Source organism: Pseudomonas solani, from assembly GCF_026072635.1.
GTDB lineage: Bacteria > Pseudomonadota > Gammaproteobacteria > Pseudomonadales > Pseudomonadaceae > Metapseudomonas > Metapseudomonas solani.
This window is the reverse complement of sequence record NZ_AP023081.1, coordinates 5,615,631-5,633,113: the sequence shown is the minus strand read 5'-3', so window position 1 is coordinate 5,633,113 and position 17,483 is coordinate 5,615,631. Positions and strand designations below refer to the sequence as shown.

Annotated in this window: 14 protein-coding genes; 9 read left to right on the top strand and 5 right to left on the bottom strand. The window is 68.7% G+C overall.

Annotated elements, in window-relative coordinates; genetic code table 11:
• Nucleotides 1-188 precede the first annotated feature (188 nt).
• The 5 genes from PSm6_RS25425 to imuA all read right to left on the bottom strand — a co-directional run bounded on the left by PSm6_RS25425 (nucleotide 189) and on the right by imuA (nucleotide 7,936).
• A complete protein-coding gene (locus PSm6_RS25425) occupies nucleotides 189-1,103 on the bottom strand; it encodes a response regulator (protein WP_021221675.1) in 915 nt (304 codons plus the stop codon).
• A 4-nt stretch (nucleotides 1,104-1,107) separates the two neighbouring features.
• A complete protein-coding gene (locus tag PSm6_RS25420) occupies nucleotides 1,108-2,412 on the bottom strand; it encodes a sensor histidine kinase (protein ID WP_043247136.1) in 1,305 nt (434 codons plus the stop codon).
• A 421-nt stretch (nucleotides 2,413-2,833) separates the two neighbouring features.
• Nucleotides 2,834-5,911, bottom strand: a complete 3,078-nt coding sequence (locus tag PSm6_RS25415) for an error-prone DNA polymerase (RefSeq protein ID WP_265168574.1) — start codon at nucleotides 5,909-5,911, stop codon at nucleotides 2,834-2,836.
• Nucleotides 5,908-7,323: a Y-family DNA polymerase gene (locus PSm6_RS25410; protein WP_265168573.1), complete on the bottom strand. Its 1,416-nt coding sequence runs from the start codon at nucleotides 7,321-7,323 to the stop codon at nucleotides 5,908-5,910. Before PSm6_RS25410 ends, PSm6_RS25415 begins: the two co-directional genes overlap by 4 nt.
• A gap of 1 nt (nucleotide 7,324) precedes the next feature.
• Nucleotides 7,325-7,936, bottom strand: a complete 612-nt coding sequence (gene imuA / locus PSm6_RS25405) for a translesion DNA synthesis-associated protein ImuA (protein WP_265168572.1) — start codon at nucleotides 7,934-7,936, stop codon at nucleotides 7,325-7,327.
• 262 nt (nucleotides 7,937-8,198) lie between these two features.
• Between imuA and PSm6_RS25400 the strand changes: the two genes are divergently transcribed.
• From PSm6_RS25400 to PSm6_RS25360, 9 genes are all read left to right on the top strand, one after another.
• Nucleotides 8,199-9,239, top strand: a complete 1,041-nt coding sequence (locus PSm6_RS25400; protein ID WP_021221680.1) for a GGDEF domain-containing protein — start codon at nucleotides 8,199-8,201, stop codon at nucleotides 9,237-9,239.
• Nucleotides 9,240-9,423: 184 nt separating this feature from the next.
• Nucleotides 9,424-10,437, top strand: a complete 1,014-nt coding sequence (locus tag PSm6_RS25395) for a methyl-accepting chemotaxis protein (RefSeq protein ID WP_371877158.1) — start codon at nucleotides 9,424-9,426, stop codon at nucleotides 10,435-10,437.
• 14 nt (nucleotides 10,438-10,451) lie between these two features.
• Nucleotides 10,452-10,817: a response regulator gene (locus PSm6_RS25390; protein ID WP_021221682.1), complete on the top strand. Its 366-nt coding sequence runs from the start codon at nucleotides 10,452-10,454 to the stop codon at nucleotides 10,815-10,817.
• A gap of 1 nt (nucleotide 10,818) precedes the next feature.
• On the top strand, nucleotides 10,819-11,145 hold the full coding sequence (locus PSm6_RS25385; protein ID WP_021221683.1) for an STAS domain-containing protein: 327 nt from the start codon (nucleotides 10,819-10,821) through the stop codon (nucleotides 11,143-11,145).
• A 14-nt stretch (nucleotides 11,146-11,159) separates the two neighbouring features.
• Nucleotides 11,160-13,352, top strand: a complete 2,193-nt coding sequence (locus PSm6_RS25380) for a chemotaxis protein CheA (RefSeq protein ID WP_021221684.1) — start codon at nucleotides 11,160-11,162, stop codon at nucleotides 13,350-13,352.
• 12 nt (nucleotides 13,353-13,364) lie between these two features.
• A complete protein-coding gene (locus PSm6_RS25375; protein ID WP_021221685.1) occupies nucleotides 13,365-15,014 on the top strand; it encodes a methyl-accepting chemotaxis protein in 1,650 nt (549 codons plus the stop codon).
• Between the two features lie 9 nt (nucleotides 15,015-15,023).
• Complete coding sequence (locus PSm6_RS25370) at nucleotides 15,024-15,533, top strand: chemotaxis protein CheW (protein WP_021221686.1); 510 nt, start codon at nucleotides 15,024-15,026, stop codon at nucleotides 15,531-15,533.
• A complete protein-coding gene (locus tag PSm6_RS25365) occupies nucleotides 15,533-16,342 on the top strand; it encodes a CheR family methyltransferase (RefSeq protein WP_043247064.1) in 810 nt (269 codons plus the stop codon). Before PSm6_RS25370 ends, PSm6_RS25365 begins: the two co-directional genes overlap by 1 nt.
• Nucleotides 16,339-17,463 (top strand): protein-glutamate methylesterase/protein-glutamine glutaminase, encoded by a 1,125-nt coding sequence (locus PSm6_RS25360; protein WP_021221688.1) that lies wholly within the window; start codon nucleotides 16,339-16,341, stop codon nucleotides 17,461-17,463. Before PSm6_RS25365 ends, PSm6_RS25360 begins: the two co-directional genes overlap by 4 nt.
• Nucleotides 17,464-17,483 lie beyond the last annotated feature (20 nt).

The window sequence follows — 17,483 nt, the reverse complement described above, 5'->3', positions numbered from 1 at the left end:
GGCCGCTCATCCCTGACGAGCGGTCATAAATCCACCACCCCGGTGCAGCGCCCGGAATCCGGGGCCTGCACCCATCCGCACCCAGGTTATCCACAGAATAATCCACGGTTTCTGTGGGTAGCACCGGGTTGCACCGCGTTCCTGGGCGGGGCCGTAGCCTGGGCTTCAGCCCAGGGAAACAAACCGGCTCAAGCGCTCAACCGCCCCCGCAGCCGCCCAAGCATCCCCAGCAGGCTGCCGACCTTCTCCCGCTCGCGCTCCTCGCGGGGCGCTTCGGCCTTGCGGGCCAGGGGCTGCTGCGGTTGCGCATGCCAGGCCTGGGCCTGTTCGGCGGCGGCCTTGAGGCCCTTCTCGAACAACCCACGGCGGATCGGCTTGGGCAGGTAACGGAAGATCTGCGCCTCGTTGATCAGCTTGAGCAGCGCCTGGGTATCGCGGAACGGTGTCACCACCAGGCTCAGCAGGCGCGGGTGGGCCTGGGCCAGGGATTTGAGCAGGGGCGCGGTGTCTTCCCCGGCAAACGTCAGGTCGCCCACCAGCAGGTCCACCGGCTCGTCGTTGAGCAGGCCCACCGCCTCGGCCAGGTTGCGCGGGCGCAGCAGGCGATGGCCGCCACCCATGCAGAAGTCGGCGACGCTGGCCAGGGTTTCCGGGTCGTCGTCCAGCAGCAGCACGCTCAGCGCGACGGCCGTACTGGCAGCCGGCGGCGCGACCGGGGCCGGCACCTGGCGCCCGGCGATCTCCGCCGCCTGGCGCAGGGTGAAGGCCATTTCCTGCGGGTCCCAGGGCTTGGTCAGGTAGCGGAAGATGCCGCCGCTGTTCAGCGCTTCCACCGCCGCATCCAGGTCGGAGTAGCCGGTGAGCAGGATGCGCAGGCAGTCCGGCGCCATCTCGCGCACCTGGGTCAGCAGCTCGGCGCCGCTCATCTGCGGCATGCGCTGGTCGCTGACGACGATATGCACCGGCTCCCTGGCCAGGCGTTCCAGGGCACGCAGCGGGTCGCTCTCGGTGAGCACTTCGTAGTCACGGCGGAACTGCATGGCGAGGCTGCGCAGGATGCGTTCCTCGTCATCGATGAACATCACGCGGATGGGCGAAGTCATGGGGTCAGGCGCTCCGTTTCATTTCACGGGCCTGCACGCGCGGCAGGCGGATGAGGAAGCGCGTGCCGCGCCCCACTTCAGAGGCCACGCGAATGCTGCCGCCGTGGTCCTGGATGATCTTGTAGCTGATGGACAGGCCCAGCCCCGTGCCCTCGCCCACCGGCTTGGTGGTGAAGAAGGGATCGAAGATGCGCCGCACCACGTCCGGTGCCATGCCGCAGCCGCTGTCCTGCACCGAGATGCACACCCAGTCCGCCTCGGCCCAGCTCTTGATCTGGATGCGGCCGAAGCCGACCGTGGCCTGGGCGGCGTTGGTCAGCAGGTTGAGCAGCACCTGGTTGATCTGCGACGGCGCGCAGGCCACGCGGGGCAGTTCGCCCAGCTGCTGCTGCACCTCGGCCTTGTCCTTGATGTGGTTGCGGGCGATCAGCAACGCGCTGCGAATGCAGTCGTTGAGGTCCACTTCCTCGCTCATGGCGCGGTCCAGGCGGGCGAAGTCCTTGAGCCCGGCCACCAGCTCGCCGATCTGCTCCAGGCCATAGAGGGTGTCGCCATAGAGCTGGCGCAGGTCTTCTGCCAGCAGCTCCGGCGCCACCTGTTCGCGCATCGCCGCGGCGGCATCCAGGGCATCGCCCAGGCGCTGCTCGTCGCAGTCCGGATCACGCAGGCAATCGGCCAGGGCCGCCTGGCTGCGGGCCAGCTCGGTGAGCGGCGCGGTGAGCTGGTCGAGCAACTGCACGTTGTTCTTCACGTAGCCCAGCGGGGTGTTCAGCTCATGGGCGACGCCGGCGACCATCTGGCCCAGGGAGGCCATCTTCTCCGACTGCACCAGCTGGGCCTGGGATTCCTTGAGGTCCACCAGCGCCTTGCGCAGCACCTGGTTGCGCTGGGCGATGCGCAGCTCCATGGCCTTGAGCAGGTCGAGCACGGTGCCCAGGCCCTGGTAGCGGCCCTCGCCGTCCACCAGGATGAAATCCTCGGTGATGGGGTATTGCAGCTCGGCGGTGATCTGCTTGGCGGCCTGCTCCAGGCTCATCTCCAGGCTCAGCACCAGGGGCGTGGCGTTCATCACCTCGCTCACCGGGCGGCGGCCCCAGAGGTCGCGACCGAAGCGCTGCATGAAGATGTCCTGCAGCGTGTAGCGGCTCACCAGGCCCAGCGGCCGGGCCTCGGCGTCCACCACCGGCAGGGAGAGGAAGGTCTTGTGTTCCGGGGTCAGCAGCCGGTCGGCCACATCGCTGATGCTCATCGCCGGTTCCAGCCCCGCAACGGGTTTGAGCAGGCGCGCCAGACTGCTTTCGGCTGCCATGATCCAAGGCTCCTTCCACTGAGAATGGGCGCCATTCAAGCAGTGCCAGGTTGCCATCATGTGACAGCTGTCTCATTTCCCTTACACCCGGCTTCGCAGGCCAGTCGCCGGGTTGGGCGTAGGGTGGACGACGCCCCACCCGTCCACCATCCGGGCTCGCCGGAAACACCGCTGGTGGAGGTAAAAAGCGACCTCCACCCTACACAGCGGTCAAGCCCCCTCGGGCTGGCGGCTTTGTGCATGGGCGACCTTCATCCGGCTCACCGTTGGGTTCGGCACCAACCTCGGACGGGTGGAGGTCGCTTTATCGGTCCACCATTCGAGGTCATGCCGAACACCGCTGGTGGATGAAAAAAGCGCCATCCACCCTACACCCCCCCTCATGCTCCAGCGGGGCTGGCGGCTTTCACGATGCCTACGATCAATGGAAATCCCGGCTGCGCACATCCAGCCCGGCCAGCAAGGGCGTGAGGTCGTGCAGGCGGCGGGCGATGAGGTGGCGCACGCCGTCCTTGCTCTCCAGGCGTCCGTCCACCTGCAGCATCTGCGAGCCCACCAGCACGCGGCGCTGGCGTACGGCGATGTCGTTCCAGACCACCACGTTGACCATGCCGAACTCGTCTTCCAGGGTGACGAAGATCACCCCGCTGGCGGTCTGCGGGCGCTGGCGGCCCTTGACCAGGCCGGCGACGCTCACCCCCTGGCCGTGCTCGGTGGCGGCCAGGTCCCGCGAGCTGCGGCAGCGCCGCTTGGCCAGGGCACCGCGCAGCAGGGCCAGGGGATGGGGGCCGAGGGTGGTGCCCAGGGTGTCGTAGTCGGCGTACAGGTCCTCGCCACGGCTGGGCAGCGGCAGGTCCACGGGCAGTTCCGCCTGCTGCGGCAGGCCGGCGAACAGCGGCAGCTCCTCCTCCACCGCCGCCACAGCCCAGCGCGCCCGATGGCGATGGCCGGCCAGGCCACGCAGGGTGCCGGCATCGGCCAGGCGTTCACGGGCGCGGGCATCCAGGCGAGCGCGGTGGCAAAGGTCGGCCACGTCGTCGAAGGCGCGCAGGGCACGTGCAGCGGAGATACGCATGGCCGCCTCCTCGTTGAAGCCCTTGACCATGCGCAGCCCCAGGCGGATGGCCAGGCGCCCGCGCGCATCTGGCTCCAGGTCGCAATCCCAATCGCTGTGGCGCACATCCACCGGGCGCACCTCGATGCCATGGCGGCGGGCGTCCTGCAGCACCTGGTCGGGGGTGTAGAAGCCCATGGGCCAGCTGTTCACCAGGGCACAGGCGAAGATCGCCGGCTCGTGGCACTTGAGCCAACTGCTGGCATAGGCCAGCAGGGCGAAGCTGGCGGCGTGGGACTCGGGGAAGCCGTAGCTGCCGAAGCCCTTGATCTGTTCGAAGATGCGCGCGATGAACTCGGGCTTGTAACCCTTCTCCAGCATGCGCTCGGTCAGGCGGATGCGATGGGGCTCCAGGCCGCCATGGCGCTTCCAGGCGGCCATGGAACGGCGCAGCCCATCGGCCTCCTCCGCTGTGTACTTGGCCGCCACCATGGCGATCTGCATCACCTGTTCCTGGAACAGCGGAACACCCAGGGTGCGTTGGAGCACCGTCTGCAACTCCTCGGAGGGGTAATCCTCCGACTCCTCCTTGTTCCGCCGCCGCAAATAGGGATGAACCATATCCCCCTGGATCGGCCCCGGCCGCACGATGGCCACCTGTATCACCAAGTCGTAGAACTCTTTGGGCCGCAGGCGCGGCAGCATGGCCATCTGCGCGCGGGATTCGATCTGGAACACGCCAATGGTGTCGGCGCGGCTGATCATTTCGTAGGTGGCGGCGTCTTTCTCAGGCAGTCCCGCCAAGGTCAATTTCCTGCCCCGATGCCGCTCGATCAGCCCGAAGCAACGGCGCAGGGTGGTGAGCATGCCCAGGGCCAGCACATCCACTTTCAGCAGACCCAGGGCGTCGAGGTCGTCCTTGTCCCACTGCACCACGGTGCGCTCGGCCATGCTGGCGTTCTCCACCGGCACCAGGGTGTCCAGCGGCGCTTCGGAGATGACGAAGCCGCCCGGGTGCTGCGACAGATGCCGGGGAAAACCGATCAGTTCATGGGTCAGCGCCAGGACGCGGCGCATCACCGGGCTTTCGGGATCGAAGCCGGCCTCCAGCAGACGATCCACGGGCGGTGCGTGGTCGCTCCAGCTGCCGCAGCAATCGGCCAGGGCGTTGACCTGGTCCGACGGCAGGCCCAGCACCTTGGCGATATCCCGCACCGCCCCGGTGCCGTGGTAGGTGCTGGCCACGGCGGTGAGTGCAGCGCGGCCGCGGCCGTAACGGCGGAACACGTACTGCATCACCTCTTCGCGGCGCTCGTGCTCGAAGTCGACATCGATATCCGGCGGCTCCTTGCGCTCCTTGGACAAAAAACGCTCGAACAGCAGGTTGAAGCGGCTCGGGTCCAGCTCGGTGATGCCGAGCACGAAGCACACCACCGAGTTGGCTGCCGAGCCGCGCCCCTGGCAGAGGATGTCTTTCGAACGGGCGAAGCGGACGATGTCGTGCACCGTGAGGAAGTAGCTCTCATAACCCAGCTCCTCGATCAGCGACAGCTCGTGCGCCACCGTCTCCAGCACCTTCGGGCTGGCGCCCTTGGGCCAACGCTTGGGGATGCCCTCGGCCACCAGATGGCGCAACCAGCTCACCGGCGTGTGCCCTTCCGCCACCAGCTCGCGAGGGTACTGGTAGTTGATCTCGCCGAGGTCGAAGCGGCAGCGCGCGGCGATCACCCGGGTCTCGGCCAGCAGCGCCGGCGGGTAGAAACGCTCCAGTACCGCCCGCGAACGCAAGTGCCGCTCGCCATTGGGAAACAGCCGCTGCCCGGCCTCGGCCAGGGTGCAGTGGTGGCGGATGGCGGTCATGCAGTCCTGCAGGGCGCGGCGGCCCCGGGCATGCATGTGCACATCGCCGGCCGCCACGGCGGGAATGCCCAGCTCCGCCGCCAGGGCCTGCAAGCGGGCCAGGCGGCTGGCGTCATCGGCGCCGCGGTGCAGTTCCACCGCCAGCCACAGGCGGCCGGGGAAGCGCGCGCGCAGCCAGCGGCCTTCCTCTGCGTCCGCTGTCTCGCCGGGCAGCCAGAGGGCCAGCAGGCCATCGAGGGCGTCGTCGAAATCCTCCGCCAGCAGGCGGTATTCGCCCTTGGCGGCGCGGCGCCGGGCCCGGGTGATGATCCGGCACAGGTGCTGGTAGCCGGCCAGGTTCTCCACCAGCAGCACCAGGCGCGGGCCGTGCTCGATGGCCATCTCGCTGCCGACGATCAGCGGCAGCTCGCTGGCCTTGGCGGCCTGCCAGGCCCGCACGATGCCGGCCAGGGTGCATTCGTCGGTGATCGCCAGGGCCGCGTAGCCCTGCTGCTTCGCCCGCTCGAACAGCTCGGCGGCGCTGGAGGCCCCGCGCTGGAAGCTGAAGTTGGACAGGCAGTGCAGCTCGGCGTACCCGGCGCTCATGCGAACCACCCGAGCAGGGTGAAGGGCCCGATCTCCCCCGCCGGGCACCAGGCCCAGGCGCGGCGGCCGTCGCGGGTTTCCAGCTGGTAGTAGTCGCGGCGCTGGTCGTCGCCATCCCACCAGCCGGATTCCACCCGCTCCGGCCCGGCGAGGATGCGCGGCGCGAACTCGCGCAGCGGCTGGCCCTCGCGCAGCAGCCAGCCGGGCCGTGGCGGCCCCTGCAGCAGCGGCCCGGCCTGGCCGTCCACCCCCAGGCGCCAGGCATGTTCGGGGCGGTGGTCGGCCTGGGCCTGCAGGCCGCGCACGGCGTCATCCCCCAGGCGCGCGCGCAGGCGTTCGCGCAATTGCTCCCAGGGCAGGTTCTGCTGCGGGCGCGGGTCGAACAGCTCGCGGTGCTCGGGCACGAAGCGCGGCAGGTCTCGGGCCTGCAGGCGCATGCCGCGCACCGGCGCCACCACCTGCAACTGCTCCAGGCGGCCACGGGCCAGCTCGAAGAGCATCACCGGGTCGCGCTCGGCCCCCAGCAGGCCAACCGGCACCTGGCTGTCCGCCTGGCTGGCGTGTTCCAGGTGCAATACGAAGCGCTGCACGCCGCTGTCGCGCCCGGCGAGGAAGGCGGCGAGGTCCGAGGTGAGGCGGCGCAGGGGGAACAGCAGCGCCTGGTTGGATTCCACCTCGAAGTTCAGCTCGATACGGCCATTGAATTCATCTGGCGGCAGGTAGCAGTCCAGGACCACGGCACGGCTGCCCTGCAGTTCGTCCAGGTGCTGCAGCACCCGTGCGGGGAAGCGCTTGGCCAGGGTCTCGCGCGGCAGCGCCATCACCTGTTTCAGGCGGCGCAACCCCATGCGCCCCAGGGCCGTGGCCACCTCGGGCTCGAAGCCGGCACGCTCCACCGGGAGACGCTCCAGGGCCTCACGCAGGGCTGTGCCCTCCGCCACCGCCAGGCCGTCGTGGGCGTTGGCCAGGATGCGCGCCGCCACCGGGTTGGGGGCCACGACGATGCGATGGCGGAAGCCCAGCGCCGTCAGCTCTTCGCGCAGGCGTGCCTCGAAACGCGGCCAGGGGCCGAACAGGCCGAGGCTGGAGGCGATCTCCACCAGCAGCACACGGGGGTAGCGCAGGCTCACATGGGAGCTGAAGCCATAGCCCCAGGCAGCGAGAAAGCGCTGCCAGTGCTCGATCTCCGCGGCGTCGTACTCGGCCTGGGCGAAATCGCGGGTCAGCGCGTGGGCGGCGGTCAGGCCCATGCCCGCGCGCAGGCCCAGGGCCCGGGCGGCGGGGTTCACCGCCTGCAGCACGCGGCGCTGGGGCGTACCGGTGAGCAGGGCCAGGGGCGCCTCGGGGTCGTCGCGGCGGCGCAGTACGGCGTCCAGGGCCAGCTGCGGCAGGAGGATGCAGGCCCAGCGCATGTCAGTGCCCCGCCAGGGCCAGGCTGGCGGCCGGCGCCAGGCCACCCCGGCACTTGAGCACCCGCACCCGGCCGGGGCCGTCGAGGGCCAGGCGCAGGGCCGCCGGCGAGGGGTTGTGCGCCTCCTGCTGGGGGCGATAGGCGAAGGCCAGGGTCTGCCCGGTTTCCGCCGCCACCTGCAGCCGGCGCAGGGCGCGGTCATCCGCCTGGCGTGGCCAGCAGAGCACGGCGCCGCAGCTGCCCGAACGCAGGCACTGCTCGGCCGCCCAGAGGGCGTCGCGGCCCTCGGCCTCGACCAGCACCAGCCAGCGCAGGTCCACCCCGGCGGCCTGCCAGGCCTGGGGATACGGCAGGTACGGCGCGCCCACCAGGGCCACGCGCTCGGCGCTGGCGGTGAGGCGCGCCAGGGTCGGCCAGAGCAGTTGCAGCTCGCCCAGGCCGGTGCCCGGCACGAGGATTTCGCTGAGCGCGGACTCCGGCCACCCGCCCGCCGGCAAGGCCGCATCCAGGGCCGCATGCCCGGTGGGCTGGGCACCGCTCGGCTGAGTGCTGGCCTGGCCTTTCCAGACCCGGCGCTCGTCCAGCAGCGCATCGAGGGCGACCACGGCGCCCATCAGGCGTCGCTCCGGCTGGAAGCGCCCGTTACGGCAGGGGGAAAGGAGGCAGGCATGAAGGGCTCGGCATGAATAACTGTATTTATATACAGTAATCCAGTCCTATTCCTACGGCAATGCACGCCACTTGCCGTAGGACGGGCGGCCCATCCCTGGCGCGAATGCCCTGTACAAAAAGTGAGCGGAACCGGAGGAAAGGCTAACGGGGCGCCAATGCCTTGGGATAGCCTAGGCGCTCACGGCATGCAGGATGAGCCCGTCGATGCAGCAGCCCCACGAAAGCGCCACCGGCCTCGAAGACGCCGACCAGCGAGCCCTGGTACGGCTGATCTTCAGCTCCACCGCCCTGACCCTGGCGTGCTTCTCCGTGCTGCAGTTCATCGCCGGCAACCTCGTCCTGTCCTTCCTGGAAATGGCCACCGCGATCCTGCTCGGCTGGGCCTGCCAGCGCATCCGCCACGTCCAGGTCCTCACGCCCTGGCTCTATGCCTATCTGCTGCCCACCTTCAGCTTCCTCATCTACATCATCGTCATGCCCGACGCTTCGCCCACGGCCTTCGTCTGGATCTACCTGATCCCGGTGCTCTCCTACCTGTTGCTGGGCAAGCTGCGCGGCTTTCTCCTGGCCATGCCCTATCTGGCCGTGGCGGTCATCGCCTACCTGCTGCGCTTCCCCCCGGCGGCCGACGCCAAGGGCCTGATCGACCTGGGCAACGCCATGCTCTGCGGGCTGCTGATCATGGCCTTCGTGCACATCTACGAGGCCCGCCGTGCAGTGGCCCACGCCCAGTTGCGGCGCCTGGCCCACAGCGATGCGCTGACCGGCGTCGCCAGCCGCGACTTCTTCCAGCGCGCGTTGGAGCGCAGCATCGAGGAGGCCAAACGGGGCGGTCTCAGCCTGGTGCTGGTGGTGCTGGACGTGGACGATTTCAAGCAGGTCAACGACCGCTGGGGCCACGATGCCGGTGACCAGGCCCTGCGGCACATCTGCCAGCGCCTGCAGCAACGCCTGCGTGCCACCGACCTGATCGGCCGCCTGGGCGGCGAGGAGTTCGGCCTGCTGCTGCGCGAAACCCGACGCGACGCCGCCGCGCATCTGGTCGAGGCGCTGCGCCTCGACCTGCAGCAGTCGCCCCTGCACTACGGCGAACAGGTGATCCCCCTCTCCGCCACCTTCGGCCTGGCCGAATGGCAGGCCGACGGCCACAGCGGCGACGAGCTCTACCGCCGTGCCGACAAGCGCCTCTACCAGGGCAAGGCCCTGGGCCGCAACCGTCTGGTGATCAGCGACTGCGTGCCCTGATCGTCCGCGCCATTTCCGCTATGACCGGGTTCCCCTAGACGCCCCTAGGGGCCACCCCGATTTCGACGAAGCGCTTCACCTCCTATGGTTCCGGGTATCCATCCACTACCGGGACGTTGCCGTGCTGGCCTATTCCGTTCTCTGGTTCGCCCTCCTCCTCGGCCTCGCCGGCCTGGGGCTGGAGATGCCCTGGGTCGCGGGTGCCGGCATCGCCCTCGCCGCCGTCGCCGCCCTCCTCCTGCGCCCCCGCGCCCCGGTGGTGGTGGAAGCGGCGCCGGTGGATGTGGCCCCGCCACCCACCGATTGCCAGCCCCTGCTCAGCGCCGTGTTACCCGCCTGGGAGCAGAACATCGGCCAGGTGCGCCAACTGGTCAGCGGCAATGTCAGCAAGCTGTTCGAGCGCTTCGCCAGCCTGGCCCAGCGCCTCGACCAGACCCTGCAACGCTCGGAAAGCGTGATCGGCGGCGCCGGGGTCACCGACAACCTGCGCCAGGCCCAGCAACGCCTGGACGAGGTCACCACCGCCTTCCACGGCGCCACCGCCCACAAGAACGAACTGCTGGCCACCATCGGCCACCTCAACAGCTACGCCAGCGAGCTGCAGAGCATGTCCAAGCACGTCCAGGACATCGCCAGCCAGACCAACCTGCTGGCCCTCAACGCCGCCATCGAGGCGGCCCGGGCCGGTGACTACGGGCGCGGCTTCTCGGTGGTGGCCGACGAGGTGCGCAAGCTCTCCAGCCTCTCCGCCGAAACCGGCCAGCGCATGGTCGAGAAGGTCGGCGAGATCAACCAGGCGATCCGCTCCACCGTCAGCGCCGCCGAGGAACTCTCGGTCAGCGAGGAGAACAACCTGCGCTACCTCGACCAGGTGGCCGGCGACATCATGCAGGGCCTCAGCGCCAACCTCGACGAGCTCACCGACACCTCCCGCGACCTGCAGCGCGACGCCCGCACCACCCAGGCGGACATCCAGGACATCATCGTCAGCCTGCAATTCCAGGACCGCTCCGACCAGATGCTCGACCACCTGCAAGGCGACCTGGAGCGCCTGCAACGTGCCCTGCGCGAGCAGGACCCGATCCTCGGCCAGCCGCAGCGCTGGCTCACCGAACTGCGCCGGCAGTTCACCACGGACGAAGAGCGCACCGGCCGCCACGGCCAGCCTGCGCAGAACAGCGAAGTCACCTTTTTCTGATCATTGGAGGCCCCATGGCCAAGACCATCCTGATAGTCGACGACTCCTCGTCGATGCGCCAACTGGTGAAGATGACCCTCGGCGGCGCCGGCCACCAGGTCATCGAAGCCGTCGACGGGCGCGACGCCCTGACCAAGCTCAACGGCCAGAAGATCAACCTGATCATCAGCGACGTGAACATGCCCAACCTCGACGGCATCGGCCTGGTCAAGGAAATCAAGGCCCACAAGGACTACCGCTTCACCCCCATCGTCATGCTCACCACCGAAAGCGAGCAGAGCAAGAAGGCCGAAGGCCAGGCCGCCGGCGCGCGGGCCTGGATCGTCAAGCCGTTCCAGCCGCAGCAACTGCTGGCGGCCGTCGAAAAGCTGGTGGGCTGAGATGTTCAGCATCGCCTTCGACACCGCCGCCACCCCGGCCCAGCTCGCCCTGAGCGGCAGCCTGACCATCTACGAGGTGGCCCAGGCCCACGGCGAGCTGCTGGCCCTGCTGGCGGCCAATGCGCGGGTCGAGGCCTGGCGCCTGGACCTCGCCGAGCTGGAAGAACTGGACAGCGCCGGCGTGCAGCTGCTCCTCGGCCTGCGCCGGCAACTGGTGCTGGCCGGCAACACGGTCGAAGTGGTGAACCTGCAAGGCGCCGCGCTGGAAATCGTCAGCCTGCTGCGCCTGGACGTGCTGCTGCCCGGTGAGCAACCGGCCGCGGCCTGAACGGAGGCGCCCCCATGCTCAATGGCGAACAGTGGAGCCAGCTGCTGCTGGGCTTCATCGAGGAAGCCCGCGACCTCGGCAAGCAGGCCGAGGAGTACCTGCTGCAGCTGGACCAGCAGCCCGAGGACGCGGCGGCCATCAACGGCCTGTTCCGCGCCATGCACACCCTCAAGGGCTCTGCCGGGCTGTTCTCCCTTACGCCCCTGGTGAGCTTCACCCACCACCTGGAAAACCTGCTCATGGCGGTGCGCGACGGCCAGCGCGCCCTCGACCCGTCGCTGGTGTCGCTGATGCTGCGCTGCCTCGACGAAATCGTCTCGATGATCGCCCTCATCGACCCGGAAACCGGCGAGCTGCCGGTGGACGAACAACACCAGACCGAACTGCTCGCCGCCCTCGCCGCCCACCTGGGCACGGCCGCGCCGGCGGCCAAGGTGCCGGGTGAAGCGGTGCCGCCGGCCGATGGCAACGTCGCCGAAGACGGCGCCTGGCACATCTCCCTGCGCTTCCATGCCGACCTGCTGCGCAACGGTTTCGACCCCATCGCCTTCGTCCAGTACCTGAGCCGCCTGGGCGATGTGCTTAACCTCCAGGTGATCGACGATGCCCTGCCGCCCCTGGCCGAGCTGGACCCGGAAAGCTGCTACCTGGGCATGGAGATCGATCTGCTCAGCGACGCCGCCAAGGCCGAGATCGAGGACGTCTTCGAATTCATCCACGACTTCTGCACCCTGCGCATCCTGCCGCCCAACAGCGCCCTGGACGATTACATCCGCCTGATCCAGGAACTGCCCGAAACCGACGAGCGCATCGGCGCCATCCTCGTCGCCAGCGGCCTGCTCACCGAGCACGAACTGGCCCAGGGCCTGGCCCTGCAGGCCGGTGCCGCCGAGCTCAAGCCGGCCCTCGGCGCGGTGCTGGTGGAGGAAGGCATCGTCGCGCCGCAAGCGGTCAATGCCGCCCTGGCCAAGCAGAAGAGCTCGCGGGAACGCAAGGTCCAGGAAAGCAGCCAGATCCGCGTCGCTGCGCACAAGCTCGACGAGCTGATCAACCTCGTCGGCGAGCTGGTGATCAGCGCCGCCGGGGCCCAGCTGCAAGCGCAGATGCACGGCAACGCCCTGTGCCTGGAAGGCGCGCAGACGGTCAACCAGCGTGTCGAGCAGATCCGCGAGGCGGCGCTGAAGCTGCGCATGATCGAGATCGGCGACACCTTCAACCGCTTCCACCGCGTAGTGCGCGACGTCAGCCAGCAGCTGGGCAAGGACATCCGCCTGGAGATCCGCGGCGCCGACACCGAACTGGACAAGTCGGTGATCGACAAGCTCGCCGACCCCCTCACCCACCTGGTGCGCAACGCCATCGACCACGGCATCGAATCCGCCGAGCAGCGCCTGGCCGCCGGCAAGAGCGCCGAAGGCCGGTTGAGCCTCAACGCCTACCACGAGTCGGGGATGATCGTCATCGAAGTGGCGGACGACGGCCACGGCCTGAACACCGCGCGCATCCGCGAGAAGGCCATCGCCCGTGGCCTCATCGACCCCCAGGCCAACCTGCCCGAACACGATATCCAGCGGCTGATCTTCGCCGCCGGCTTCTCCACCGCCGACAACGTCTCCGACCTCTCCGGGCGCGGCGTCGGCATGGACGTGGTGCGCAGCGCCATCGACGCCCTGCGCGGCAGCATCGAGATCGACTCGCGCCCCGGCCTCGGCTGCACCTTCCGCATCCGCCTGCCGCTGACCCTGGCGATCATCGACGGCTTTCTGGTGAGCCTGGGCGAGGAACACTTCGTGGTGCCGCTGGACATGGTCACCGAGTGCCTGGAGCTGGAAGCCGGGCAACTGGCCGATGCCGCCTACGGCTACCTCGACCTGCGCGGCCGCCCCCTGCCCTGCATCGACCTGGCCGCGCATTTCGAGCTGCCGGTGCAACGCGGCAAGCGCCGCAACATCGTGGTCGTCAGCCTCGGGCGCCAGCAGGCCGGGCTGATCGTCGACAACCTGCACGGCGAGCTGCAAACCGTCATCAAGCCGCTCGGCCTGCTGTTCCAGCACCTGGAAGGCATCAGCGGCTCCACCATCCTCGGCTCGGGGCAGGTCGCCCTGATCATCGATATCGCCAGCCTGTTCCGGCACCTGCAAGGACGCGTCGATGCCGACGCACGTACCCCGTCAACCCAACCGCGCCCCGACCTCGCGGGCTCGTAGGAGAACACCGCCATGCAATTCATCAGCAACCTGAAGATCGGCGTCAGGCTGATCGCCGGATTCTCCCTGGTGGTGCTCCTGACCGCCGTGGTAGGGGTCCTGGGCATCGTCAACCTGGGCAAGGTCAATGACCTCTCCGACCAGATGTACAGCCGCGAAATGGCTGCCCTGGAAACCATGATGAACGCCAACATGGACCTCATCTACATGGGCCGCCACCTGCGCAGCAACCTGCTGTCGTCTTCCCAGCAGGAGCGCGACGCCACCGCCGCGCAGGTCCACGAGGCGATGAAGAACCTGCACGAGAACCTCGACAAGGCGCGCGGCAGCTTCGACAGCGAGCAGTCCCTCGCCAAGCTCGCCGCCCTCGACACGCAACTGGCCGAATACGAGAAAATCGTGCTGCAGATGCTCGAGGCGAATAAAAACGCCGCCCTGGCGCAGGGCACCGAGGCCACCGCACTGATGCCGCAGCTGCGCGCCCAGGGCAATGCCGCCGACGCCACCATCAGCGAGTTGGTGGTGCAGAAGAAAACCCGCGCCAAGGACGCCAACGACAGCATCACCGACATCTACCTGGGCTCGCGGACCCAGATGATCGTGCTGATCCTCATCGCCGCCGTGCTCGGCTTCGCCATCGGTATTCTCGTCACCCGCTCCATCTCGCGGCCGTTGAACCGCGCCATGGGCGTAGCCAACAGCCTGGCCGAGGGTGACCTGACGGTGAACGTCGAATCCGACAGCCGCGACGAGACCGGGCGCCTGCTGGCCTCCATGCAGCACATGACCGAGCGCCTGCGCAGCGTCATGGCAGATGTGCGCAGCGCGGCCGACTCGCTGTCCTCGGCCTCCGAGGAAGTCAGCGCCACCTCGCAATCCCTCAGCCAGGCCGCCACCGAACAGGCCGCCAGCGTCGAGGAAACCACCGCCTCGGTCGAGCAGATGTCCGCCTCCATCGCGCAGAACACCGAAAGCGCGCAGATCACCGACGGCATCGCCGGCAAGGCCGCCAACGACGCCGTGCAGGGTGGCCAGGCGGTGCGCGAGATGGTCCAGGCCATGAAGCAGATCGCCGACAAGATCGGCATCATCGACGACATCGCCTACCAGACCAACCTGCTGGCCCTCAACGCCGCCATCGAGGCCGCCCGCGCGGGCGACCATGGCAAGGGCTTCGCGGTGGTCGCCGCCGAGGTGCGCAAGCTCGCCGAACGCAGCCAGGTGGCCGCCCAGGAGATCGGCGGCGTCGCCAGCAACAGCGTGCACCTGGCCGAGCAGGCCGGCGCGCTGCTCGACCAGATCGTGCCCAACATCCAGAAGACCTCCGACCTGGTGCAGGAAATCACCGCCGCATCCCAGGAGCAGACCACTGGCGCCGCGCAGATCAACATCGCCATGGGTCAGATGAACCAGATCACCCAGCAGAACGCCTCCGCCTCCGAAGAGCTGGCCGCCACCGCAGAGGAAATGAACGCCCAGGCCAGCCAGCTGCAGGAGCTGATCGGCTACTTCCGCCTGGACAACGCCGCCCACGCCAACAAGCTGCCGGCGGTGCGCAACGACCGTGGCCCCGGCAACGTGCGCGAACTGCGCCGCCCGCCGGCACCGCGCAAACCGAACCAGCCGCTGGCCGACGAAGGCCAGTTCGTCAGCTTCAACTGAGGAGGCGGCATGAACGAAGCCAAGGCCATGGTGCCGGTGGCCCTGCCCACCAGCATCCAGCACCTGTCGTTCCGGGTGCGCCAGGCGCGCTACGCCCTGCCCATCGACCTGGTGCGCGAAATCATCGAGTACGGCCAGGTCACCACCGTGCCGATGATGCCGCCCTTCATCCACGGGGTGATCAACCTGCGCGGCAACGTGGTACCGGTGCTGGACCTGGCGGCACGCTTCGGCTTCGAGCTGAGCGTGCCGAACAAGCGCACCTGCATCGTCATCATCGAACTCAACCTGGATGAGCAGCAGCAACGCATCGGCCTGGTGGTGGACGCCGTCGATGCGGTGCTGGACATCGAATCCGACAAGGTCGAGCAGGCGCCACCCTTCGGCGCCGGCATCCGCACCGACTTCATCGCCGGCATGGCCCGCGACGAGCGCGGCTTCACCATCATCCTCGACGTGCGCCGCGTGCTCTCGCTGGACGACATCCGCCAGTTGAGCCTCGCCCAGCAGGCCGGCTGATGCCCACCAGCCACCTGCCCAAGCTCAGCGACAGCGACTTCCGCCGCCTGCAGCAGATGATGCTGGAGGCGTCCGGCATCCGCATGGCCGAGCAGAAGCGCACGCTGATGGCCGGCCGCCTGATGGGCCGCCTGCGCGCCCTCGACCTGACCAGCTACGGCGACTACATGAAGGTGCTCGACGACCCCGCCTCCCAGGAGGAGCGGCGCACGGTCATCGACCTGCTCACCACCAACGAAACCTACTTCTTCCGTGAGCCGCAGCACTTCAAGCAGCTCGGCGAATGGGTCACCCACCAGCGCCGCCCGCTGCACCTGTGGAGCGCCGCCAGCTCCTCCGGCCAGGAAGCCTTCAGCATGGCCATGACCCTGGCCGAGAACGCCCGCACCCAGGACTGGTCGATCTTCGCCAGCGACCTCAGCCGCCGCGTGCTGGAAACGGCGCGCCTGGCCACCTACCCCATGGAGCAGGCGGAGAACTTCCCCACCGGCTGGCTCAAGCGCCACTGCCTCAAGGGCGTGGAGGAAAGCGAGGGGCTGTTCCGCATGAGCCAGGCCCTGCGCCACCGGGTGACCTTCGCCGAACTCAATCTGACCCGGCCGATCCCCAAGGAGATCGGCCCCTTCGACGTGATCTTCCTGCGCAACGTGCTCATCTACTTCGGCCAGGAGGAAAAACGCGCGATGGTTGCGCGCCTGGTGGAGCGCCTGCGCCCGGACGGCCTGTTCTTCATCGGCCATGCGGAAAGCCTGCATGGCTTCAACCTGCCGCTGCGTGCCGTGCGGCCTTCGGTATTCCAACGCACATGAGCCCGCTCAGCAAACCCGCCCCGAACCCGATCAAGGTGTTCATCGTCGACGACTCCGCCCTGGTGCGGCAGGTGCTCACCGCCTGCCTGGACAACCACCCCGGCATCCAGGTCATCGGCCAGGCCGCCGACCCGCTGTTCGCCCTCGACAAGATGCGCAAGCAATGGCCCGACGTGCTGGTCCTGGACGTGGAAATGCCGCGCATGGACGGCATCACCTTCCTGCGCAAGATCATGGCCGAGCGGCCGACGCCCTCGATCATCTGCTCCACCCTCACCGAAGCCGGCGCCGCCATCACCCTGGAAGCCCTCGCCGCCGGCGCCGTGGGCGTGTTCACAAAAGCCCGCCAGGGGCTCAAGGACAGCCTGCAGCAGCTCTCCGGCGACCTGATCCGGCAGATCGAACTGGCCGCTCGCAGCCGCCCCCACGCCATGCCGCGCAGCGCGCCGCCGCCGGTCAAGGCCACGCCGGCAGCGGCGCCGGCCGAACCGGCGGCACGCCCCACCGGCTACGCCACCACCGACCGGGTGGTGGCCCTGGGCACCTCCACCGGCGGAACCCAGGCCCTGGAAGTGGTGCTGCGGCAACTGCCGGTGGATTGCCCCGGCATCGTCATCGTCCAGCACATGCCGGAGAAATTCACCGCCGCCTTCGCCCAGCGCCTGGACACCGTCTGCGAGATCGACGTGCGCGAAGCCCGGCACATGGACCGCGTGCGCCCCGGCCTGGCCCTGGTCGCCCCCGGTGGGCGCCACATGCAGCTCAAGCGCAGCGGCGCGCAGTACTTCGTCGAAGTGCTCGACGGGCCCCACGTCAACCGCCACAAACCTTCAGTTGACGTGCTGTTCCGCTCCGTCGCCCGCCACGCCGGGCACAACGCCCTGGGGGTGATCATGACCGGCATGGGCGACGACGGTGCGCGGGGCTTGCTGGCCATGCGCGAGGCCGGCGCCCGCACCGTGGCCCAGGACGAAGCCAGTTGCGTGGTCTTCGGCATGCCCAAGGAAGCCCTGCGCATGGGCGCCGCGCAAAGCACCGAACCCCTGTCGAAACTTTCCGAAGTCATCATTCGCTACTCACGGGGGCAAACACCCGACAAGACCGCCGAAGCCGCCAAATAGAAGGCCGCAACCCCTGAAAC